The sequence below is a fragment of the Metallumcola ferriviriculae genome (assembly GCF_035573695.1).
Classification (GTDB): Bacteria; Bacillota; JADQBR01; order JADQBR01; family JADQBR01; genus Metallumcola; species Metallumcola ferriviriculae.
In genome coordinates, this window is record NZ_CP121694.1 from 1,068,116 (window position 1) to 1,090,414 (window position 22,299).

The window sequence follows — 22,299 nt, forward strand, 5'->3', positions numbered from 1 at the left end:
CTTGAAGTCAGGTGCTATAATAGTACAAGTTAACTTTATTGAGATATAGGTAAATTTAAAGTCCGGTGCTTAAAGGTTATTTTTGAAGGAGTTTGATGTATGGACCGACAGGAAAGCATTAGAAATTTTTGTATCATTGCTCATATAGACCATGGCAAATCCACTTTGGCGGACCGGATGTTAGAACGCACCGGCGCCTTGACCGAAAGAGAAATGTCGGCCCAAGTACTTGACCAGATGGACTTGGAACGGGAGCGAGGTATTACCATTAAACTGCAGGCGGTGCGTTTGAAATATAGTGCCTCTGACGGTGAACAGTACCAGCTTAACCTAATTGATACACCAGGGCATGTTGATTTTTCTTATGAAGTCTCCCGCAGTCTTGCTGCCTGTGAAGGGGCCCTGTTGGTGGTGGATGCAGCCCAGGGAATTCAGGCCCAGACTTTGGCCAATGTTTATTTGGCTTTGGAGCATGATTTGGAAATAATTCCGGTGGTAAATAAAATTGATCTTCCCAGCGCTAATCCAGAAGCAGTAATCAAGGAATTGGAGGATATCATCGGTATTAACGGGGACGAAGTAATTCTTGCCTCTGCGAAGACCGGGGAGGGTATTGGTGAGATATTAGACGCTATTGTAGAGCGTATCCCATCGCCGGCAGTAGATAGTAATAAGCCGCTTCGGGCTCTTATATTCGATTCGCATTTTGATTCCTATAAAGGCGCTATACCCTATATCCGGGTTGTGGACGGCCGGGTTAAAAAGGGCATGGAAATAAAGATGATGTCCTCAGGAAGAGTTTTTGAGGTGAATGAAGTCGGTGTCTTTACTCCCGCTATGAAGATGGTAGATACCCTTTCCGCAGGTGAAGTAGGATTTTTAAGTGCTAGCTGCAAAGAGGTGCGCGACACCCGGGTTGGGGATACTATTACCACCGTCAAGAACGGTGCGGATAAGCCGCTGCCGGGTTACCGGAAGGCGACGCCCATGGTTTTTTGTGGTTTATTCCCGGTGGATAGCAATGACTATGAAGACCTGCGTGATGCTCTTGATCGTTTACAGCTTAACGATGCTTCCCTGGTTTTTGAACCGGAAACATCAGTTGCTTTGGGATTCGGTTTTCGCTGCGGGTTCCTGGGTATGCTGCACATGGAGATCGTTCAAGAGCGATTGGAACGGGAGTACAAGATCAACCTGATCACTACAGCGCCAAACGTTATTTACGAGGTAACCACACCCAACAACGAAGTGCTGAACATTGATAATCCAACGAATTTACCGGCCGAGGTAGAAAAGATTGCTGAACCTTTTGTTAAGGCTACTGTGATGGTGCCGGATGATTATGTGGGACCGGTGATGGAGCTTTGCCAGGAAAAACGCGGTCGCTATGAAACCATGGAATATCTTTCGGAATTAAGGGTAATCCTCACCTACTATCTACCGCTTAGTGAAATTATTTATGATTTTTATGACCAGCTGAAATCCCGAACCCGAGGATATGCCTCCTTGGATTATGAATTGACGGCCTATCGGGAAAGTAACTTGGTGAAACTGGATATATTAATTAATGGTGAAGTAGTAGATGCCTTATCTTGTATCGTTCATCGTGACAAAGCGTACTACCGTGGTCGCAACCTCACCAGTAAACTTAAGGAATTAATTCCCAGACAAATGTTCGAGATCCCTATTCAGGCCGCTATTGGCAATAAAGTAATTGCTCGAGTGACGGTAAAGGCACTGCGGAAAAATGTACTGGACAAATGTTATGGCGGTGATATTACCCGGAAGAAAAAACTGCTTGAGAAACAAAAAGAAGGTAAAAAGCGCATGAAACAGGTGGGTAATGTGGAAATACCCCAGGAAGCTTTCATGGCTGTGCTTAGTATAGACTAGAAATCAATTAGAGGGAGGTGTTTGATGTGATTAGCGGGAACTGCCCGTATTCTACTTCAGGCACCTTCTTTTCGATGTTTAGGAAATTAATGGCTTAGCTAATTTTTTTACCATACCTTTAAATGCCGAAAGGCATCCAATGTTTTTGTTCTGTTAGGGGTGAGTTTATGGGTATTTCCCTTTACATCCATATACCGTTTTGTACCACCAAGTGCCGCTACTGTGACTTTATTTCTTACCCGGCGGGGAAGTCTCACAAATTTAGTGAGTATATCTTTGCTCTAGGTCGGGAAATGGAATTGTTGAGTCGGCAGTACGGCCAGATTGATGTTGATACGGTCTATTTAGGCGGTGGTACTCCCAGTCTCTTGCCAGAAACTCATATCAAAGACATTCTTGCTAGGATAAATAGTTTTTTTCTGCTTGCCAAGAGCGCTGAAATTACCATAGAAGCTAATCCTGAAACATTGGATAAAGAAAAATTGGCCACTTATCGCAGTTTGGGTATAAACCGTCTTTCTATCGGTGCCCAGACCGCTGCGAATGACCTGCTTGCTGACATGGGCCGGGGACATTCATGGAAGGATGTAATTAATGTAACAGTATGGGCCCGGGAGGCCGGTTTTACCAATATAGGGCTGGATTTGATCTATGGTTTGCCGGGGCAGTCCCTAACCCAGTGGCGCAAGACTTTGGTCCAAGCGGCAGATATTCGCCCCCAGCATTTATCGGTCTATGGGTTAAAGCTTTCTCCTGGTACTGCTTGGGGGGATATGGAGGAAGCGGGCCAGCTAGTACTGCCGGGAGATGATGAACAGGCAGAGATGTATCTATTGGCCAGAACATTTTTGGCCGAGCGGGGCTACCGGCACTATGAGATTTCAAATTTCGCTTTACAAGGTTTTGAAGCGAGGCATAACCTGACATATTGGAAGTTGCGCCCATATTTGGGGGTAGGTGTAGCTGCCGCCTCTTTCATGGAACACACCCGCTGGACTAATAGCGGTAGTTTGGCTGAGTATATCTTAAATTTAAAGGAAAGAAAACTTGCTCGCGAGGAATTGTTATACCTTGATGATAAAGAAGAGATGATAGAATATATGATTATGGGATTGCGCTTGGTTGAAGGTATTAGCCGGGAAGACTTTTTCAGCCGTTTCCACCTTTCCCTTGAGGAAATATTTGGTAATAAGCTGGCTTCACTGACAGCCCGAGACCTGCTGGAAGAGAAACAGGGGCGGATTTTTATCCCTACGGAGGCATTTGCCGTGGCCAATGAAGTGTTTGTCGCGTTTGTTTAAATTAAGTAACAGGTTGTCCCTTGTAATAATGCCTCTTGACAAACCACTGGGTTAATGATACTTTTTAGGTGTAAAAACTTAGCACTCAACAAGCATGAGTGCTAACAAGAAGGTGGGAGCAGCGCATGGAGCAACGTAAAAAGGAGATATTAGAGGCCATTATCAAAAATTACATTGAAACGGCCGAACCTGTTGGTTCCAGGACTATAGCGCGAAAATACGAGTTGGGTGTGAGCCCCGCAACTATCCGTAATGAAATGTCTGATTTGGAGGAGCTGGGTTTTATTGAGCAGCCCCATACTTCCTCCGGTAGGATTCCTTCAGATAAGGGTTATCGTTACTATGTCGATTGGTTGATGGATTCGTACCAGATGAGCCAGGGTGAAATTGAATATGTCGGGAAGCGTTATGCGGAGAAGGTTGAACAAATTGAAGAAATAGTGGAACGCACTGGGCAGCTCTTATCGCAGGTAACCAATTATGTGGCTCTAGTCATGGGCCCGCAGCTAAAGAAGAATTATATCAAGGATGTTAGGCTAATGTGGCTCTCGCCGGGCCGGGCTTTAATGGTGGTTGTGTTTCAGGGGGGGATGGTGCAGCATCGGACCATTAAGATACCTGAAGACATTAAATTGTCCGACTTAGAGAGAATCACCAATATTTTAAATAGCAAGCTGGAGGGGCATGCTATCCAACAGCTTAAAACAGAAATGTTTCAGGAGATATACGGCGACATGGTACGGGAAAAGATGGTGCTGCAGCGAATTATGGGTGTGCTGCTCAACTATTCTCGGGAGCAAATTCACCTGGATGGAACTGTAAATATATTGAATCAACCAGAATTTCACGATGTGGATAAGCTGAGATTATTGTTGACCAGTTTGGAGGAAAAATCCATGGTCAAGCAGCTCCTAACCGGACATTCGGGAACGGGGTTAGCAATAAAGATAGGTGGGGAAAATAAACAACAGGGTATTGACCAGTGCAGTATTATTACTGCCACATACCATATCGACGGCGAAGCGGCGGGGACCATCGGGCTGCTGGGGCCTACCCGCATGACTTATTCTAAAGCGATAGCATTAGTGCAGTTGGTCACGGGTAAATTATCTTTGGTCCTTAAGGATTATTACTAATCCGTCGATTAACTATGTGACTGAGCAGTCTTTCGCTGCTCTACATATGCTATGGTAATGAAGTGCCGTTTAGTTTTGACATGGTATCTGGTAAAGGAAATATCAGGATAGACGCATACCACAATCTTTTTAATTAATGTGCGACAGTAAACATTATTGGTTATTAAATTGGGCGGGCGGCGGTTATCGATTTTTATTGTGGCCGTTATTCTAGTCCCTTATTTTTGCAGGCAAAGAAATAGGTATGATATTAAGGTGAGGTGATGACTATGCTGAAAGAGGATACGAATAGCACTAAACAAAAGGAGGATGATCTACATAGTTTAAATGAAGACGCTGGGGTTGGGGTGGAAGAGGAGCTACAGCAGGGACAATCAGACATTGACGACGATTCTTTTGATGCACATCAGCAGTTAGAGCAAGTGATTGCGGAAAAGGAAGAACTTAACCGTAACTTTCTCAGGTTACAGGCAGACTTTGACAACTTTCGTAAACGCAGCCGCAAAGAACAGCAGGAATTTATGCGGTATGCATCTCAAAGTTTAATAGAAAAATTACTGCCGGTAATTGATAATTTTGAGCGGGCGCTTTCCAGCGACGATTCGCAAAGCCAAAGTTTTAAAGCCGGCATAGAGATGATTTATAAACAACTTGTGGGTATTTTGGAACAGGAGGGTTTGGTGGAAATTGAAACAGAAGGGCAGGACTTTGACCCAAATTTTCACGAAGCAGTCATGCAGGTGAAAAATGATGAATGTCCTGACAATATGGTTATAGAAGTGATGCAAAAAGGTTATAAATTAAAGGATAAAGTAGTTCGCCCGGCCATGGTAAAAGTGGCCAATAATTAATCTAAATTATATATGACACTAAGGAGGTAGATATCAAATGGGTAAAGTAATAGGCATTGATTTGGGCACAACTAACTCATGTATGGCTGTAATGGAGGGCGGTGAGGCGGTAGTAATCCCTAACGCGGAGGGCAACCGTACCACGCCGTCAGTGGTGGCGTTTTCAAAGGATGAAGAGCGGCTGGTCGGACAGGTGGCCAAACGTCAGTCCATTACCAATCCTGACCGCACTGTTACTTCAATTAAGCGGCATATGGGTACTGACTATAAGGTGAAAATCGGCGATAAGGATTATACACCCCAGGAAATTTCTGCGATGGTTCTACAAAAATTAAAAACTGACGCAGAAAGTTATTTGGGTGAGAAGGTCACCCAGGCAGTAATTACGGTGCCGGCGTATTTTACTGATAGCCAGCGGCAAGCGACTAAAGATGCGGGTAAGATTACCGGCTTGGAAGTGCTGCGTATCATCAACGAGCCAACTGCCGCTTCTCTGGCCTACGGCCTTGAGAAGGGCGAAGACCAGACTATTCTGGTCTATGACCTAGGTGGCGGTACCTTTGATGTTTCCATTTTGGAACTGGGCGAAGGAGTATTCGAAGTGAAAGCCACCAGCGGTAATAACCGTCTGGGCGGAGACGATTTCGACCAGCGCGTTATGGATCAGTTGGTGCAGGAGTTTAAGAAATCTCACGGGATAGATTTGTCTAAAGATAAGATGGCCATCCAGCGTTTGAAAGAAGCTGCAGAGAAGGCCAAGCATGAACTGTCAAGCGTTACCTCTACTAATATTAACTTGCCCTTTATTACTGCAACTCAGGAGGGCCCGCAGCACTTGGATATAACATTGACACGGGCAAAGTTTGACGAAATTACCGCTGATTTAGTGGAAAAAACCATGGGACCCACCCGTCAGGCATTAAGTGATGCCGGTTTAAAAGCGGATGCTATTGACCGGGTGATTTTAGTAGGTGGTTCCACTCGTATCCCTGCGGTTCAGGAAGCGATTAAGAAAGTTCTGGGTCAAGACCCCCATAAGGGTGTTAACCCTGACGAATGTGTCGCTTTAGGTGCTGCTATTCAGGCCGGTGTTTTGGCTGGTGAGGTAAAAGATGTGCTGCTGCTTGACGTGACACCGCTCACATTGGGGATTGAAACATTAGGAGGCGTCTTTACGATCTTGATAGAACGCAACACTACTATTCCTACATCTAAGAGCCAGATATTCTCTACAGCGGCAGACAGCCAGACCGCGGTAGATATTCACGTACTGCAGGGTGAGAGGAAATTTGCTGCTGATAACAAAACATTAGGCCGCTTCCAGTTAACCGGTATTCCGCCGGCACCCCGGGGCGTGCCCCAAATTGAAGTGAAATTTGATATCGATGCCAACGGGATTGTTCATGTTACCGCTAAGGACCTAGGTACCGGTAAAGCACAGGATATTACCATTAAATCATCCAGCGGTCTTGATGATGCCGAAGTAGAAGAAATGGTAAAGAACGCTGAAAAATTCGCGGAAGAGGATGCCAAACGCAAGGAAAAGGTGGACGCCAAGAACCAAGGAGATTCTTTGCTATATCAATCCGAACAAACGTTGAAAGAGTTAGGCGACAAGGTTGAAGCAGGGGAAAAGGAGAGTATAGAGAAAGCCCAGGCAGATTTGAAGGCAGCTTTGGAGCAAGATGATATTGAAGAAATTAAGGCGAAAACAGAGGCATTGAACGAGGTGCTATTCACGCTTTCTTCCAGAGTATATGAGCAGGCACAACAGGCTCAGCAAGCTGATGAATCCGATGCCGCACAACAAAAGGAAGAAGATAATGTAGTTGATGCCGAATATCAGGAAGTGGATGAAGACGACAAAAAAGAATAAGACCAGTGGGGGTTTTCCATGTCCAAGCGAGATTATTATGAGGTGCTCGGCGTCTCCCAAGACGCCGACCCATCTGAAGTAAAAAAAGCATACAGGGGACTTGCTCGCCAGTACCATCCTGATGTTAATCCTGGAGATAAGGAAGCGGAGCAGAGGTTCAAGGAAGCCAAAGAAGCGTATGAGGTGCTGAGTGATGCCGATAAGCGGGCCCGGTATGACCAATTTGGTCATGCCGGAACTGATAACAATGGTTATGGCGGGTTCGGCGGCGATGCCGGGGATTTCTCCGGTTTTGGCGATATCTTTGACATATTTTTCGGCGGCGGTTCCGGAGATGGCCGCTCTCGCCGCAATAGTCCCCGCCAAGGGGCTGATTTAAAGACGCAAATGGAAATTACCTTTGAAGAGGCTGCATTCGGAGTGGAAAGAGAAATAGTAGTACCCAGGTTAGAAACCTGTCAGGAATGCGGCGGCAGTGGTGCAGAACCCGGCACTAAGCCGGAAACGTGCAGTATGTGTAAAGGCAGCGGTCAGATTCGGGTTGGCCAAAAGACTCCTTTCGGTGTCTTTCAGACAGTCAAGACTTGCCATAACTGTAGTGGCGAAGGAAAGATTAATAAAAACCCATGTCAGCAGTGTCGCGGCCAGGGACGGGTTCGCCAAGAGCGTAAGGTAAAGGTCGGGGTTCCTGCTGGAGTGGATAACGGCTCACGGATGAGGGTATCTGCTGCCGGTGAAAGCGGTCTTAACGGTGGTCCTCCCGGGGACTTATATGTCTTTTTGAAGGTAAAGCCGCACAAAGACTTTAGCCGGGAGGGTAATGATGTCATTTATGAACAGCCCATTACCTTTGCTCAGGCAACTTTGGGCTGTGACATTGAAGTACCGACACTGGATGGAAAGGTTAACCTTAAGATACCTGAAGGTACCCAGACGGGGACTAGCTTTCGACTTAAAGGAAAAGGTATTCCTCGGCTGCAGGGATATGGCCGGGGGGACCAGCATGTAAAAGTACGTCTGATTACCCCTAACCACTTATCAGACAGTCAAAAGGAACTACTGCAGCAGTTTGACCGCACTTGTACCAAGAAAAATCACCGAGCCAGGGAAAAAGGTTTTTTTGGTAAGGTAAAAGATGCGTTTATGGGCTAGAAGGGGCAGGTGTAAATTTTATGGAATGGCAGGAAATATCCATTACCACTACAGAAGATGCCATGGAATCCGTAACTGATCTTTTTTATCAGGCCGGAGCGGCGGGAGTGGTAATAGAGGACCCGCGCGTGGTTAACTCCTACTTGAAGGAGAAAAAGTGGGACTACTATGAGCTGCCGTTGGCGATGGTGGAAGCAGAATCAGTAGTGGTAAAGGGCTACCTGCTGAAGGATGACCGTCTGCCTCAATCCCTTCTGCGCATTCGCCAGGGTCTGGATAACTTGGCGGAATATTTTGATGATTACCGCGCCGAAATCGCTTTAACCGAGGTAAAAGAGTCAGACTGGGCCAATGCTTGGAAGAGGTTTTATAAACCGGTTAAGGTTTCAGAAAGAATAGTGATTAAACCAACTTGGGAACAATATCAGCTTGAGGGCAATGAAAAGGTTATTGAATTAGATCCGGGGATGGCTTTTGGCACCGGCACCCACCCTACCACTGTCATGAGTATTCGGGCTTTAGAGCAATATTTACCCACGGGTGCCCGGGTGATAGATGTGGGAGCGGGGTCAGGTGTACTGGCAATTGCCGCGGCCAAACTGGGTGCGGAACAGGTGCTGGCCATTGATATTGATCCATTGGCGTTAAAAGTAGCTGCAGCGAATGTGGAAATAAACGCAGTATCTTCTAGGGTGCAGGTTCGACCGGGCAACTTATTGGTAGATGTGGAAAGCCAGGCTGATTTAGTGGTGGCTAATATTATTGCTGATGTCATTATGGATTTAGCCGGGCAGGTATGGCAGAGACTTGAAAGCGAGGGCCTCTTTATTGCTTCGGGTATAATTGATGATAGAGGCGATGAAGTGGTTGAATATCTGCAAGCCAAGGGTTTTATTATCGAGACAGTGCTCCATCAGGAGGGCTGGGTGGCATTGGTAGTCAGAAAGGCGGACTAATATGCACCAATTTTTTGTTACACCTGAAGCAATTAATGGTGATATGATTGCCATTACCGGTGCCGAAGCCCATCACCTGTTAAAAGTACTACGCCTAGGTATTGGTGATAGGGTGACTGTGGCTGATGGTGAGGGTCAGCGTTTTGCAGCTGTACTGGAAACCATAGCCCCGGATGATGCTTACGCCCGGATTGAAACAACCCTGCCCACCGGAGAACCGCCGGTGGAAATAATATTGCTTCAAGGAATCCCCAAAAGTGATAAAATGGAATTAATCATTCAAAAGAATACTGAGCTGGGTATTGGAAAAATTATACCGGTGGAGATGGAACGCTCCGTGGTACGGCTGAAAGAGAATAAAGCAGCAAAACGGGCACAACGCTGGCAGAGAATAGCGCTTGAGGCAGCGAAACAATGCGGCAGGTCTAGAGTGCCGCAAATTGCTGCACCGTGTACGTTGACAGAAGCCCTGATGCAGCTGCCTCACGGTTGTTCGTTGACAGTACCATGGGAAGAGGAAACCGGGCATTCTTTAGGTCATTGGTTAGCAGAGCTTAAAAGTACTGCGCGTGTTGCCTACATTATCGGCCCTGAAGGCGGGTTGACGACGGGAGAAGTAGACCTGGCCCGGCGCCACGGTGCTGTTCCGGTAACCTTAGGCCAGCGCATTTTGCGTACTGAGACTGCCGCCATGGCAGTATTAGCTGTGATAATGCATCGGCTGGGTGATTTAGGAGGACAAGCAGGTGGTAAAGAAGGCAGCAGTTTATGTGTTAGGGTGCAAAGTTAACCAGCATGAAGGGGAAGCAATAAAGGATCTTTTTAATAATGCGGGCTATAAGATAGTATCCTTTCATGATCAAGCGGATGTTTATGTAATACATACTTGTACAGTTACTCATCTGGGGGATCGGAAATCCCGGCAGATGATTCGCCGGGCCGTGCGGCAAAACCCGGATGCAGTGGTGGCGGTCACAGGGTGTTACGCCCAGACATCACCCGGTGATATATTAGATATAGCCGGGGTTGATTTGGTTATAGGCACCAAAGAACGGTCGCGGATAGTTGAGTTGGTGGAGGAAGCACAAAAAGGGTCGCCCATAAGCTTAGTAGGTCCCCGTAAGGAGCTTACAGAGTTTGAAGATTTGCCGTTTGCCAGGGCTTCTACGGTAAGGGCTTTTTTAAAAATTCAAGAGGGGTGTCAGCAGTTTTGTACATATTGCATTGTTCCCCATGCCAGGGGACCAGTGCGCAGTAGACCCATAGCAGAAAGTGTCGATGCGGTAAAAACTTTGGTTCAAAAAGGATTTAAAGAAGTGGTGCTGACCGGTATTCATATCGGTGCCTATGGTCAAGATTTAACAGGAACCGACCTTAACGCTCTTTTAAAGCAGTTAATAAAGGTTTCGGGGCTTAAGCGTTTAAGGGTTAGTTCGGTAGATCCCAACGAAGTCACCCCCGAATTATTGGCTACGCTTACACGGGAGGATATCATCTGCCCGCATTATCATATTCCTTTGCAGAGCGGTTCCGATACAATCCTTGAGGCTATGCGTCGTCCCTATAATACCGCTTATTATCAGCGCTTGGTAACCGAAATTCGCCGGCATCGGCCTGACGCAGCAATTACAACGGATATTATGGTGGGTTTCCCCGGCGAGACTGATTCGCTATTTAGGCAATCGCTGGAATTTATCAGAAAGCTTCGCTTTAGTGAACTGCACGTATTTAAGTATTCACCACGACAGGGGACCCCTGCCGCTCGCTATAACAATCAGATACCTCCTGACGTTAAGGAAGCGCGCAGCAGGCAGATGATTGCTTTGGGGAAAGAACTATGGGCGGACTATGCCGGGAATTTTCTAGGGGCCCCTTTGGCGGTACTGGTGGAGCAGCAGGGAGATTATGGTGAAGGGCATACGCCAAACTACTTAAAAGTTCGTTTCCCGGGTGGGGAGAAGATGCGCGGCTCATTTGTTACCGTAGTACCAACTGAGACATTAGACGGATATCTCTTCGGAGACCCGAAAGGAGGTGCCTAAATGAGTGATTGTTTGTTTTGTAAGATTGTGGCGAAAGAAATTCCGGCGGAAATTGTTTATGAAGATGACCAAGTTATAGCATTCAAAGATATTAATCCAGTTACCCCTGTGCATATTTTACTCATTCCTAAAAAACATATCAGTGACCTTACTGCAATAGAGTCCGAAGATAAAGAACTTATCGGGCATTTGCATTTAACCGCAGTGAAAGTAGCAGAAAAAATTGGTATTGCCAAGGATGGTTTTAGGTTGGTAAACAATTGCAAGGAATACGGAGGACAGGTGGTTTACCATCTGCACTTTCATTTGCTTGGAGGCAAACAACTTGGCACCCGTCCTTCAGCATAGTCTTGACGGTAAAAGGGTAGCTGTAGTATAATTTTAAACTAGGTACAAAGTGTAATTCTCTTTGTGCCTCCCATGGTTGCGGAGGGGAGGGATAACGTTGGCAGAAGTACGGGTGAAGAAAAACGAATCCCTGGACAGTGCGTTAAGACGCTTTAAGCGTTCTTGCGCTAAATCTGGCGTGCTTTCAGAAGCACGTAAACACGAGCATTATGACAAACCTAGTGTAAAGCGTAAGAAAAAAGCAGAGGCGGCAAGAAAAAAGAAACGCCGCGTCAAATAAGGAGGGACGGGAATGTCCCTACGTGAAAAATTAGTTGCAGATGTAAAAATTGCAATGAAGGCTCGACAAGCGGGGAAGTTGGAACTGACAACCCTGCGCATGGTCATGGCGGCAATTAAGAACAAGGAAATCGATGCAAAAGTCGAAATATCCGACGATGACATCATTGAGATAATTGTCAAGGGAATTAAAATGCGGCAGGAGTCGCTCGTCGAATACGAGAAAGCGGACCGCGAGGACCAGGTAGAGCAGCTGCACCAAGAGATTGCCATACTTAAGCGGTATTTGCCGGAACAGTTGGGCGAGGGAGAAGTGCGCCGTCTGGCTGAAGAAACTATTGAAGCTGTCGGTGCCCAAGGACCCAAAGATATGGGCAAGGTAATGGGTGCGATGATGCCGAAAGTTAAGGGAAAAGCGGATGGCAAATTAGTTAACAAAATAGTGCAGGAGTTGCTATCATGATACCAGAGGCCTGGCATAATAATCTATGCCAGGCTTTTTCTAATATCCATATTTACTGCGGAAGAAACCCGGCGTTGGCGCTGGGAAAGAAAAAGTTAAGTTTGTCAGCAGGGCTCTGAAATTAAAGGATGAAGAATGGGTACATTAAAATGAGGGGGATCGAGCTATGCGGGTTAAAAAAATAGTGACTGCTTTAACTGCTGTTCTCATTTTTATCTTAACGATAATTCCAGTTTATGCGGCAAGTAACCTGGTTTATGTGATACCGGTAAATGGTGTCATCAGTAAAGGTCTGTCTCAGCAGATTGGTGCCGGCATTGCCGAAGCGGAGAAGCTTGACGCCAGAGCTATTATGCTGGAGATAGATACCCCCGGTGGTGCAATTGATGCTGCTATGAATATTAGCAAAAAACTAACTGCGACACGGATACCCACTATTAGCTTTATTTCCGGAGATGCCCTGTCTGCGGGTGCGTTGATTGCATTTTCAACAAAGCAGATTGCGATAGTACCCGGGGGGACAATCGGCGCTGCGGAACCACGCCAGGGTTCCGAAAAGGCGGATGAAAAAATTGTCTCTGCCTGGACGAAGAAGCTGGCTGCCGCGGCTCAGGCTAACGGTCGTGACCCCAAAATCGCTGGGGCTATGAGTGATGCCGATATTGAAATTCCTGGTTTGGTGGCAAAGGGGAAACTACTTACTTTGACCCACAGCCAAGCAAGGGAAACCGGCATGGTGGATGCGGTGGTGGCAAGCCGCCAGGAGGCTTTAGAAGAATTCAACTATGGCGACGCACAAATAACGGTGCGTCAGGGAACGATTGCCGAACGCTTAGCCCGTTGGACGACTCACCCTTATATCAGCCCGATACTGCTGATGGTGGGTATGGCTGGGCTGTTGCTGGAGGTCTTAACCGTAGGTTTTGGGGTGGCAGGTACTATCGGGATGCTAGCTATGGCTCTGTTTTTTGGGGGGCATTACTTGGCTGGTGCGTCAGGCGCTGAAGCGGTTTTAATGTTTTTGGTCGGTTTGATCCTGTTGGCTATGGAAATCCTGGTTATTCCAGGTTTTGGCATTGCCGGGATTGGCGGCATCCTGATGCTGATAGTGAGCATATTCTTAGCTTCAGTTAGTGTCAGTCAGGCCATCACTTCCTTGCTGGTGGCTGTGGTGGGCAGTATTGCTTTGCTCCTCGTTAGTATTCGGTTTTTACCAACGCGCAGGTGGTGGCAGAGGTTTATTCTAAGTGATAAGCAGGAACGCAGTAGCGGCTACCTTTCATCAGATGAAAAAGGGGAGACTTATCTTGGAAAGGAAGGAAGGGCACGGACACCCCTAAGGCCAGCGGGCACCGTGGATCTTGAGGGAGAACCAATAGATGTGGTCACTGATCAGGGATTTATTCCCCGGGATACGATGGTAAAGGTTGTCAGGGTGGAAGGACGACGCATTGTGGTGCGTAAAAGTACCGAGGGGGAAAAAGAATAATGGGGATAATGATGTTGGGCCTGGTGCTGTTTGTCGTAATTGCGGCCGTGCTGTTGGTGCTGTTACTGCAGAAATAAAAATTAAGAGGGAGTTGGTCAAATGTTAGTGCAAGCAAGTGGTTTGATAATTTTTGCCGTATTAGTAGTGGCAGTGCTTCTGCTGCTCGCTTTTATTCCGGTGGGATTATGGGTTTCCGCTCTGGCGGCTGGGGTGCAGGTTAGTCTAATCACGCTGGTGGGTATGCGTTTGCGTCGGGTACCGCCCGTAAAGATTGTTTTACCCTTAATTAAAGCAGTGAAGGCGGGCTTGGATTTGGATACTGCCAAGCTTGAAGCACATTATTTAGCCGGTGGTAATGTGGACAGGGTGGTAGATGCACTTATCGCAGCTGCGCGGGCAGGTATTGATATTACCTTTGCCCGGGCCGCAGCCATCGACTTGGCAGGGAGAGATGTTAAGGAAGCGGTGATGGTTTCCGTTACCCCGAAGGTGATTGAAACGCCGGTGGTAGCGGCTATGGCCAAGGATGGGATCCAGGTGAAAGCTACGGCACGTGTTACCGTACGGGCCAATATTGAACGCCTAGTGGGCGGCGCCGGGGAAGAGACCATTATTGCCCGGGTTGGTGAAGGTATTGTTACTACTATCGGCAGCGCTGATAGTCATAAGGCAGTGTTGGAAAACCCTGATAGTATCTCACAAAATGTTTTGGCCAAAGGGTTGGACGCAGGTACTGCTTTTGAAATATTGTCAATAGACATCGCTGATGTAGATGTAGGTAAAAATATTGGTGCCGAGCTGCAGATAGACCAGGCTAACGCAGATAAGAACATTGCTCAGGCCAAGGCAGAAGAACGCCGTGCTATGGCTGTTGCTCGCGAACAGGAAATGAAGGCCCAGGTTCAGGAAATGCGTGCCAAGGTCGTAGAAGCGGAGGCGGATGTACCCCGAGCCATGGCGGATGCAATGCGCAGCGGTAACATGGGTGTCATGGATTACTTCAACATGAAAAATGTTCAGGCTGATACAGGCATGCGTGAAAATTTTGCTGGATTAGGCTCTAAAGAAGATGGCGGCGGCAACGGCAGCGGTAGCGGCAAAGGCAAAGGAAGAAATAGGTGATATGATTGGATGCCTTAGCTATATTGGCCTTTGTGGTCTATATTGTCATAAAATCATTGGGTGATAGAAACAAACAACAGCAGCAGCGGCAGGCTCGCGTTGACAGGCCTCATCCTTTGGACCAGTCCGATGCGGAGCGACCTTGGGACGTCAGTATAGATTATCCGGAGGCTGCTGCTCCAAGTGCTGGGCGGAATGCTGTGCCGCCGGGGGAAACATACCCAGCGCCGGAAATGATGCTCCCCAGCGAAGCAGTAAAGCAGGAGAGGCATATGAAAGCGGCTTCGGAAAGACCGCCGGAATCTCAAACACCCCGAAATAACCGTATCGATAGGGTGGAGAGCTCCGGTTTGGGGATTGAAGCTAATGGTGGAGACGGGCAGTTAGGCATGTTTGAGGAAATACTGAATGAGGATAACATTGTCATGGGTGTGATCCTGTCCGAGGTACTGCAGCGTCCGCGGGCATATAGGCGTTAATATTAAATAATGGCAAAGAAAAGCCCCTTCTAACTGACTGAGGGGCTTTTTCTTTGCCCAATTATAGCGAAAATTTGAATTACCCTGCTTTGAAACAGCTTTCATTTCTTTCTGCTTGTCATGAATGTCTTTAGCAATGCATAAATTTTTTATATATTTCAAAACAGCGTGGACTAAAAAGGAGGCAGCAGGATGGCCAATAAGATTATCAGGCGGTTAACGGAAAAAAAAGACCATTTCAAATACAGTTTTGCTCATATATTGGAATTACCTAAAGAAGTGCTGCTAGATCTGCCTTCACTGACCCTGATAGGGACAATGCAAGTTCATTTGGAAACTCATAAGGGTATTGTGGAATTTACCGCTGAACGGGTGCGTATCAATACCCAGGAAGGTATCTTAGAGATAAATGGCAAGGGATTGTTTTTGCGCATTATCACTCATCAGGAAATTGTCATAGACGGAGAAATTTCTGCTCTTTCGTACCATAAATAGGAGGTTGCTGCTGTGCTGGTAAGAAAACTTTGGGCTTTATTTTGGGGTTATGTTACCATTGGGGTAGAAGGGGTAATGCTTGAGCGTTTTTTGAACCTCGCTGTGGCTAGAAATATATCCTTTTGGGATGTTAACCGCCTGGGGAAAAACCGGCTAGCCATGAAGGTAAAAGTAAGCGGTTTTAAGTCTCTGAGACATGTTGGCAGAACTACTCGTTGTAGGATACGGATAGAAAGCAAGCATGGTCTGCCTTTTCTGTGGATGCGAATCAAAAAAAGAAAGATGCTTGCTGTGGGTTTATTGGTGTTTTTAATAGGCATTCAATCTTTCTCTTCTTTTATTTGGAATGTGGAGGTTATTAGTAAGGAAGAACTTCAATATCTCACAGTAACCGAAATAGAAGAACAGTTGTCGACGCTGGGATTACGTCCGGGTGCGATGAAGCGTAATGTAGATTTACGGGAAGTGGAGCGGCAGCTAGAGGCCAGTTTACCCAAGCTTTCTTGGGCCGGTGCTACATTTCAAGGCACCAAAGTGTATGTGGAAGTGGTTGAAAAGACACTTCCACCCGATGATGCTGACCAACGTACTCCTGCCAACATAGTAGCGAATAAAGATGGTTTTATAGAAGATGTGCTGGTAATAGCCGGTGAAGCTAGGGTGCAGCCAGGGGATGCTGTGACCCGGGGACAAGTGTTGATTTCGGGGGTTATTTATCCCCAGCAGCCGGCAGAGACCACAGCAGAGGGTGATATTGAAAACGAGGAATTAATAAAGCCAAGGTACGTACATGCCCAGGGTGTTGTCAAGGCCAGGGTATGGTATCGTGCTCGGGGAGAGGCTGATCTGGTAGAACGTGGTGAAAAGAAAACAGGGCGCAAGGCTACTCGTATCAGTATCAAATTAGGTGATAAGGAAATAATTATCAAAGGGCCGCGTCAGACTCCCTTTAAATACTTTCAGCTTCAGGAGGATGTTAAAACAATTCCCCGCTGGAGGAATTTAAACCCCTCTGTCGAACTTAGTACTACGACTTACCATGAAGTGGAAAGATATCAGATGAGCCGGAGCAGGGAAGAAGCGGTTGCGATTGCGGCAGAACAGGCTGCAGGGAATATTATCGACAGAATACCTGCTGGTGCTAAAGTAATAGATAAGAAAAGCAGCGCGGTATTGTCCGGTGGTAAGGCCACTGTTTCATCCACATGGGAAGTGGTGGAGGATATCGGCAGGACAAAACTATTGCATTAGTGTGGAAGGGTTTGCTATTGAGAATGTTCACTGTAAGAGATATAATATACACGATTGTATATACCGTGTTATAGACTGGAGGGCTCGCTGGATTGACGGATAAATACCAGACTAGAATAACCATCAGCGACAATGGAATTGCTGCTAAGCTTTTCGGTAAGTATGATGAGAACCTGCGAATGATTGAGGCAAAATGTGATGCCAAAATTGTCGCCCGGGGTAATGAGATATTTATTAGTGGCTCTCGGGAAGCAGTGTCAGGAGCCAATGCATTATTTGAGGAGCTGATTAAAGTGGCAGAATCCGGGACTAGCATCGATGTAGGGACCGTCAATTATGCAGCAACCATGCCGGACAAGGAGCAGGGTAAATTGGCAAGCACTCTCTCGGAGGTTGTACACATTACGCCAAAGGGGAAGCAAATCAAGCCAAAAACCGCTGGACAGCAGAAGTATGTCACAGCTATTAACGATCATGATATTGTTTTTGGTATCGGACCAGCCGGTACAGGCAAGACATATCTTGCTGTGGTGATGGCGGTAAAAGCTCTCCGTAATAAAGCTGTAGAGCGCATTGTACTGGCCCGCCCGGCGGTAGAGGCTGGAGAAAAGCTGGGTTTTTTACCCGGTGACCTGCAAGAGAAGGTCAACCCATATCTGCGCCCGCTGTATGATGGTCTATACGATGTACTAGGTGTGGATGTAGCTGCTAAATATATGGAAAAAAAGGTTATTGAAATTGCTCCGTTAGCTTATATGCGCGGTAGAACACTGGATGATTCTTTCATTATTTTGGATGAAGCACAGAATACAACTTCTGAGCAGATGATGATGTTTTTAACTCGGATCGGTATTGGTTCAAAAGCTGTGATTACAGGAGATATAACCCAGGTGGATCTGCCGAAAGGAGCGGATTCGGGACTTGTGGAGGCACAGCAGGTTTTGTCCGGAATCAAGGGAATATCCTTTCAGTATTTGACTGAAGTGGATGTTGTACGCCATCCGTTGGTTCAGAAAATTATCCGGGCATACACCCAGAGACAGAGTTAGGAGCGCGAATATTATGGTACGGAATAAGTTTTGGAAAAAGAAAATTCAGTTCCCCATAATTAGAATGTACCGTCATGTTACTGCCCGCCGGGTAATTTTGGGGGCTCTATTTTTTATAATTACCGCTTTGATTTTGGGTGTCAATTTTAATGCTGAGAGGGTGGCCCTTAAGGAAGGCCAGCCTAGTCCTAAGGACTTTTTCGCTCAGCAGAGTATTGTTTACGAAAGTCAGGCACTTACTGACCAGGCTCGAACGGAAGCTGAGGTGGCAGTACCGCCGGAGTATCGAGTGGACAAGTCTGTTTTAGAAACTGTCGATAAACAAATCAATGATGTCTTTAATAAATTGATATCACTTAAAAACAGTGCAGCAACAGATGCACCGGGCGAACCCCAGGCGGTATCCAGAGAAAGTTACCGGGCAGTGTTGGGAGTTGATTTTCAACAAGACACTTATGCTGCGCTTAATGAAGCATCCCCTGACAGTTTGGTGAATTTAGCAGCGGAAATTAAGGATAATGTACGCCGTTATATGCGAGATGGTATTCAAAAGGAAGCCATCCCCGCAGTGAAAGAAAACATTATTCAGGCCACAACTGCTTTGCCCGTTGCTGACAATCTAATTCCTTTGGCCCAAGTAGTGGTTAGCGCTCTTGATTTCCAGGCTAATCTGGTTTTTGATGCCCAGGCAACTTTAGCTAAAAAGGAAGAAGCACGTCGACAAGTAGCGCCTGTAGTTGTTACCATCCGCAAGAATCAAAAAATTGTTGGTAAGGGTGACATTGTCACTGCAGCAAATATTGAAACATTGCAGCACTTGGGGATGCTGCGTGTTAAATCGCCTTATGCCCGCTTTGCCGGAATATTATTATTTGTGATGGTTATGTATGCTTTAATTGGCTTATATATTTATTTTTACCGACGGGAAGTATATGAGAAAGACAGGCAGTTCAATTTATTGGGGTTAATTATCGTTACTACTCTGGTAATTGCCAAGACGGTATCAGCAATATCTATCGGTGGTCAGGCGGAGATAGCCGTTTTAGTGGGCTATCTGGTGCCTGTGGCAGCCGGTTCTATGCTAATTTCAATTTTATTGGATAATAAGCTGGCTATTTTTGTTACGGTAATATTAAGTATTTTTGTAGGTATGATTAACGGTGGCCAATTGCAGTTTGCTGTAGGTGCGTTGGTCGGGGGTGTGGTCGGGGTATTCAGTGTTTCCCGGCTCAGTCAGCGCAGTGACCTGGCTAAGGCCAGCATTTATATCATGCTGGCGAATATTCTGACCATTATCAGTTTAGGACTTATTAGTAAAATGTCCTGGGTTGGTTTATTGACAGGAAGCGGTTTGGCGGTTAGTAATGGGGTCCTTTCGTCTGTGCTGACTATTGGGTTGCTGCCTTTTTTGGAATCGGCATTTCATATTACCACACCGATAAAATTATTGGAATTGTCCAATCCTAACCAACCGCTGCTTAAGCGTATGTTGGTGGAGGCGCCCGGTACGTATCATCATTCTATTATGGTAGGCAACATGGCGGAGGCGGCAGCGGATGCGGTAGGAGTAGATAGTCTACTTGCGCGGGTCGGTGCATATTATCATGATATCGGCAAACTTAAACGACCTTATTTTTTCACAGAAAACCAGCTGACGCAGAACAACCCTCATGATCGGTTGGCGCCTACTTTAAGCACGTTAATTATTAATTCACACGTTAAAGATGGGGTAGAAATGGCAGAACAACATGCCCTGCCTGATGTGATCAGGGACATTGTTCGTCAACATCACGGCTCCAGCATGATTGGTTTCTTTTATAGAAAGGCCATAGAGAGCTGTGAAAAGGAAGAAGATCAGGCCAACATCAGTCCCGAGGACTTTCGCTATGAAACCCCTAAACCTCAGACCAAAGAAGCTGCCATTGTTATGCTGGCAGATGGGGTGGAGGCAGGAGTGCGCTCTAAGCAAAAGTTAAACCCCGGCAAAATGGAAGGTTTTGTTCGTCAGGTAATTAAGGATAGATTTGATGACGGTCAATTAGAAGAGTGTGATTTAACCTTTAAGGAACTGGATATCATTGCTCAGGCTTTTGTAAAAATATTAAGCGGTATTTTTCATACAAGAATAGAATATCCTGACAGTGTTTTAAAAGAAATAGAGAAAGGTAAGGATAAAAATGGAAATCCATATCCAAAACCAGCAGACAGAGATTGATTGGCACGAAGAGTTGGAAGAGGTCATCAACAGTGTGGCAGCGGGTGTAGCCGCGGCGATGAGCCTACCTATCCAAGCTGAAGTGGGCGTAGTATTGGTAGATAATGCGCAAATAAAGCAAATCAATAAAGAGCACCGGCATAAGGATAGCGAGACTGATGTGATTTCCTTTGCCCTTAATGACGAAGATGACAGTGGCCCCAAACATCCTAATGCTGATTGGTTGTTGGGAGATATTTATATTTCTCTTGAAAAAACAGAAGAGCAGGCGCGGGACTACGGTCACTCCGTTAGAAGGGAATTGGCATATTTAACAATTCACGGTCTGCTGCATTTATTGGGATATGATCATGACACGGAACAAAGTAAAGTCGAAATGCGTCAAATAGAAGAAGACGTTCTTTCGGCTGTGGACTTACCGAGGCGGTAACTTAAGGCAGGGATATTGACATGGAGCAGGAACGTACTTTTTGGCAAAGTCTTCGTGATGCCTGGGGCGGAATTACCCATTCACTGAAAACAGAGCGCAATATGCGTATTCATGCCACAGTGGCAACGGTTGTATTTCTTACCGCCTGGTTGGTGGAAGTTTCCCGCTGGGAGTGGGTAGCGTTGACATTTGCGGTCTCTACTGTAATGGCAGCAGAGCTTCTCAATACGGCTGTTGAAACAACAGTAGATTTGTTTATGAGTACTTATCACCCCCTGGCGCGGATAGCGAAAAATGTGGCCGCTGGAGCGGTACTGCTTATGGCTGTCAACGCTCTGGTAATTGGTGTAATTATCTTTTATCCGAAGCTTATGCATTTGTTTAAGGTGTTGTTATTGAATTATTTCAATTAGAATGAGGTGACTGCCATGCGCAGAGATGCCGTAAGTAATAAAGCATTATGGGTCGCTTTGGTCTTAATGCTGGTGGTAATGGTGTTTAACTCCGCCATGTTGGCTCGCACGGCAGGTTATATCCAATTCCCCGGAGAATTGACCAGGTTGGACATGGCCCGTCACGGTGCGGAGATGTTGGTTCAATATAACGAGCAACAGGCAGCGGAAGCCGGGGTTATTACTAACTCAGCGGTAAGAGATGTTTTAGCGCAGTTTAAGTTTGAGGTTGATAGGGCCACTACCCCGGATGAAATTGTGAAGCTGGAAACTAAGTACAGTAGAGAAATTCAGGATGTAGTTCAGCGGGAGCAGGATAATAAGCGGCGCGAGACGGTATTATCGTTGTTAAACCAGGACACCGGTCTGTCAAGTTATGACGGACAGGCAACTATCACTGTTTATACCGGGGATAATAACGAAGTTATAGTGGATGACCCTACTAGCAGGCTGAAACAAGGGACAATTGACCAAATTAAGAGTCATCCGCTGCTGCAGGGTACGTGGCCGATGATGGAATTTGAAATTACCAGTGGAAAGACGGCCTTGGTGACCGCCCGTTCTCTTTTAGACCGTCTAAAAATGCGGGCGGATGAAGTAAACTCATTACGTAACAAATTGCAGGAATTAAATGTTAAAACCGGTTTCGCGGAAATGTCCGGAACGGGGATTATCATTGAACTATACGATTCTCAGGAAGGTATCAGCTCAGTGGATATTGTCCATGATCGGGATGTCCGGGATGTAGTTAATGAGTTATTTACTGCGGGTGCTTCCGGGGTATCCGTAGGTAATCAGCGTTTGACTACGACATCATCCATCCGTTGTGCCGGGCCGATAATCCTCGTCAATCAGCAGCCAATTGCCGTGAACCCCATTGTTATTAAAGCAGTGGGCGATCCCAAGATATTGGCCAGCAGCTTGGATTTAATACGCAGGGAACTGGAGGAATTTGGCATTCAGTTTATTATTACCCCTAGTAACGAGGTATTGCTGCCGTCTTATAAGGCGAAATAAAAC

The 22,299-nt window shown here is 46.4% G+C and carries 22 protein-coding genes; all 22 read left to right on the plus strand.

Translation table 11 applies throughout. The features are described 5' to 3' along the window. Positions 1 to 99 precede the first annotated feature (99 nt). The 22 genes from lepA to MFMK1_RS05490 all read left to right on the plus strand — a co-directional run bounded on the left by lepA (position 100) and on the right by MFMK1_RS05490 (position 22,296). Positions 100 to 1,893: a translation elongation factor 4 gene (lepA, locus tag MFMK1_RS05385; RefSeq protein ID WP_366924113.1), complete on the plus strand. Its 1,794-nt coding sequence runs from the start codon at positions 100 to 102 to the stop codon at positions 1,891 to 1,893. A 167-nt stretch (positions 1,894 to 2,060) separates the two neighbouring features. Continuing rightward, positions 2,061 to 3,194 carry a radical SAM family heme chaperone HemW gene (gene hemW / locus MFMK1_RS05390; RefSeq protein ID WP_366924114.1) on the plus strand — a complete coding sequence of 378 codons (1,134 nt, stop codon included), beginning with the start codon at positions 2,061 to 2,063 and terminating at the stop codon, positions 3,192 to 3,194. Between the two features lie 125 nt (positions 3,195 to 3,319). Further along, positions 3,320 to 4,330 carry a heat-inducible transcriptional repressor HrcA gene (hrcA, locus tag MFMK1_RS05395; RefSeq protein WP_366924115.1) on the plus strand — a complete coding sequence of 337 codons (1,011 nt, stop codon included), beginning with the start codon at positions 3,320 to 3,322 and terminating at the stop codon, positions 4,328 to 4,330. Positions 4,331 to 4,599: 269 nt separating this feature from the next. Next, on the plus strand, positions 4,600 to 5,181 hold the full coding sequence (gene grpE / locus MFMK1_RS05400; RefSeq protein ID WP_366924116.1) for a nucleotide exchange factor GrpE: 582 nt from the start codon (positions 4,600 to 4,602) through the stop codon (positions 5,179 to 5,181). A 37-nt stretch (positions 5,182 to 5,218) separates the two neighbouring features. Then, entirely contained in the window at positions 5,219 to 7,057 is a 1,839-nt protein-coding gene (gene dnaK / locus MFMK1_RS05405; protein ID WP_366924117.1) for a molecular chaperone DnaK, read from the plus strand. An 18-nt stretch (positions 7,058 to 7,075) separates the two neighbouring features. Further along, positions 7,076 to 8,209: a molecular chaperone DnaJ gene (gene dnaJ / locus MFMK1_RS05410; protein WP_366924118.1), complete on the plus strand. Its 1,134-nt coding sequence runs from the start codon at positions 7,076 to 7,078 to the stop codon at positions 8,207 to 8,209. Between the two features lie 20 nt (positions 8,210 to 8,229). Further along, entirely contained in the window at positions 8,230 to 9,165 is a 936-nt protein-coding gene (gene prmA, locus MFMK1_RS05415; protein WP_366924119.1) for a 50S ribosomal protein L11 methyltransferase, read from the plus strand. Between the two features lies 1 nt (position 9,166). Further along, positions 9,167 to 9,955, plus strand: coding sequence for a 16S rRNA (uracil(1498)-N(3))-methyltransferase (locus MFMK1_RS05420; RefSeq protein WP_366924120.1), 789 nt, complete (start codon positions 9,167 to 9,169; stop codon positions 9,953 to 9,955). After that, on the plus strand, positions 9,912 to 11,207 hold the full coding sequence (gene mtaB, locus MFMK1_RS05425; RefSeq protein WP_366924121.1) for a tRNA (N(6)-L-threonylcarbamoyladenosine(37)-C(2))-methylthiotransferase MtaB: 1,296 nt from the start codon (positions 9,912 to 9,914) through the stop codon (positions 11,205 to 11,207). Before MFMK1_RS05420 ends, mtaB begins: the two co-directional genes overlap by 44 nt. Continuing rightward, complete coding sequence (locus MFMK1_RS05430) at positions 11,208 to 11,555, plus strand: histidine triad nucleotide-binding protein (RefSeq protein WP_366924122.1); 348 nt, start codon at positions 11,208 to 11,210, stop codon at positions 11,553 to 11,555. It abuts the gene before it with no gap. A gap of 97 nt (positions 11,556 to 11,652) precedes the next feature. Then, positions 11,653 to 11,835, plus strand: coding sequence for a 30S ribosomal protein S21 (gene rpsU, locus MFMK1_RS05435; protein WP_366924123.1), 183 nt, complete (start codon positions 11,653 to 11,655; stop codon positions 11,833 to 11,835). A 12-nt stretch (positions 11,836 to 11,847) separates the two neighbouring features. After that, on the plus strand, positions 11,848 to 12,297 hold the full coding sequence (locus MFMK1_RS05440) for a GatB/YqeY domain-containing protein (protein WP_366924124.1): 450 nt from the start codon (positions 11,848 to 11,850) through the stop codon (positions 12,295 to 12,297). A gap of 166 nt (positions 12,298 to 12,463) precedes the next feature. Further along, a complete protein-coding gene (locus tag MFMK1_RS05445; RefSeq protein ID WP_366924125.1) occupies positions 12,464 to 13,786 on the plus strand; it encodes an NfeD family protein in 1,323 nt (440 codons plus the stop codon). Between the two features lie 99 nt (positions 13,787 to 13,885). Beyond that, positions 13,886 to 14,908 carry a flotillin-like protein FloA gene (gene floA, locus MFMK1_RS05450; RefSeq protein ID WP_366924126.1) on the plus strand — a complete coding sequence of 341 codons (1,023 nt, stop codon included), beginning with the start codon at positions 13,886 to 13,888 and terminating at the stop codon, positions 14,906 to 14,908. Between the two features lie 5 nt (positions 14,909 to 14,913). Next, positions 14,914 to 15,387, plus strand: coding sequence for a hypothetical protein (locus tag MFMK1_RS05455; protein ID WP_366924127.1), 474 nt, complete (start codon positions 14,914 to 14,916; stop codon positions 15,385 to 15,387). 192 nt (positions 15,388 to 15,579) lie between these two features. Further along, positions 15,580 to 15,882, plus strand: a complete 303-nt coding sequence (gene yqfC, locus MFMK1_RS05460; RefSeq protein WP_366924128.1) for a sporulation protein YqfC — start codon at positions 15,580 to 15,582, stop codon at positions 15,880 to 15,882. Between the two features lie 12 nt (positions 15,883 to 15,894). Beyond that, the gene (yqfD, locus tag MFMK1_RS05465; RefSeq protein WP_366924129.1) at positions 15,895 to 17,133 is read left to right on the plus strand and encodes a sporulation protein YqfD; all 1,239 of its coding nucleotides are present in this window, start codon (positions 15,895 to 15,897) and stop codon (positions 17,131 to 17,133) included. Positions 17,134 to 17,225: 92 nt separating this feature from the next. Further along, positions 17,226 to 18,182, plus strand: coding sequence for a PhoH family protein (locus MFMK1_RS05470; protein ID WP_366924130.1), 957 nt, complete (start codon positions 17,226 to 17,228; stop codon positions 18,180 to 18,182). Positions 18,183 to 18,195: 13 nt separating this feature from the next. Then, positions 18,196 to 20,397, plus strand: a complete 2,202-nt coding sequence (locus MFMK1_RS05475) for an HD family phosphohydrolase (protein WP_366924131.1) — start codon at positions 18,196 to 18,198, stop codon at positions 20,395 to 20,397. Next, entirely contained in the window at positions 20,360 to 20,827 is a 468-nt protein-coding gene (gene ybeY, locus MFMK1_RS05480; protein ID WP_366924132.1) for an rRNA maturation RNase YbeY, read from the plus strand. The genes MFMK1_RS05475 and ybeY overlap by 38 nt, the downstream gene beginning before the upstream one ends. Before the next feature lie 20 nt (positions 20,828 to 20,847). Then, positions 20,848 to 21,240 (plus strand): diacylglycerol kinase family protein, encoded by a 393-nt coding sequence (locus MFMK1_RS05485; RefSeq protein WP_366924133.1) that lies wholly within the window; start codon positions 20,848 to 20,850, stop codon positions 21,238 to 21,240. A 15-nt stretch (positions 21,241 to 21,255) separates the two neighbouring features. Further along, positions 21,256 to 22,296, plus strand: a complete 1,041-nt coding sequence (locus tag MFMK1_RS05490; protein WP_366924134.1) for a DUF881 domain-containing protein — start codon at positions 21,256 to 21,258, stop codon at positions 22,294 to 22,296. Positions 22,297 to 22,299 lie beyond the last annotated feature (3 nt).

Bases quoted from the DNA above. Each gene is read 5' to 3' on its own strand.
- lepA (WP_366924113.1), top strand. From the start codon at position 100: ATGGACCGACAGGAAAGCATTAGAAATTTTTGTATCATTGCTCATATA.
- hemW (WP_366924114.1), top strand. From the start codon at position 2,061: ATGGGTATTTCCCTTTACATCCATATACCGTTTTGTACCACCAAGTGC.
- hrcA (WP_366924115.1), top strand. From the start codon at position 3,320: ATGGAGCAACGTAAAAAGGAGATATTAGAGGCCATTATCAAAAATTAC.
- grpE (WP_366924116.1), top strand. From the start codon at position 4,600: ATGCTGAAAGAGGATACGAATAGCACTAAACAAAAGGAGGATGATCTA.
- dnaK (WP_366924117.1), top strand. From the start codon at position 5,219: ATGGGTAAAGTAATAGGCATTGATTTGGGCACAACTAACTCATGTATG.
- dnaJ (WP_366924118.1), top strand. From the start codon at position 7,076: ATGTCCAAGCGAGATTATTATGAGGTGCTCGGCGTCTCCCAAGACGCC.
- prmA (WP_366924119.1), top strand. From the start codon at position 8,230: ATGGAATGGCAGGAAATATCCATTACCACTACAGAAGATGCCATGGAA.
- MFMK1_RS05420 (WP_366924120.1), top strand. From the start codon at position 9,167: ATGCACCAATTTTTTGTTACACCTGAAGCAATTAATGGTGATATGATT.
- MFMK1_RS05430 (WP_366924122.1), top strand. From the start codon at position 11,208: ATGAGTGATTGTTTGTTTTGTAAGATTGTGGCGAAAGAAATTCCGGCG.
- MFMK1_RS05440 (WP_366924124.1), top strand. From the start codon at position 11,848: ATGTCCCTACGTGAAAAATTAGTTGCAGATGTAAAAATTGCAATGAAG.
- MFMK1_RS05445 (WP_366924125.1), top strand. From the start codon at position 12,464: ATGCGGGTTAAAAAAATAGTGACTGCTTTAACTGCTGTTCTCATTTTT.
- floA (WP_366924126.1), top strand. From the start codon at position 13,886: ATGTTAGTGCAAGCAAGTGGTTTGATAATTTTTGCCGTATTAGTAGTG.
- yqfC (WP_366924128.1), top strand. From the start codon at position 15,580: ATGGCCAATAAGATTATCAGGCGGTTAACGGAAAAAAAAGACCATTTC.
- MFMK1_RS05475 (WP_366924131.1), top strand. From the start codon at position 18,196: ATGGTACGGAATAAGTTTTGGAAAAAGAAAATTCAGTTCCCCATAATT.
- ybeY (WP_366924132.1), top strand. From the start codon at position 20,360: ATGGAAATCCATATCCAAAACCAGCAGACAGAGATTGATTGGCACGAA.
- MFMK1_RS05485 (WP_366924133.1), top strand. From the start codon at position 20,848: ATGGAGCAGGAACGTACTTTTTGGCAAAGTCTTCGTGATGCCTGGGGC.
- MFMK1_RS05490 (WP_366924134.1), top strand. From the start codon at position 21,256: ATGCGCAGAGATGCCGTAAGTAATAAAGCATTATGGGTCGCTTTGGTC.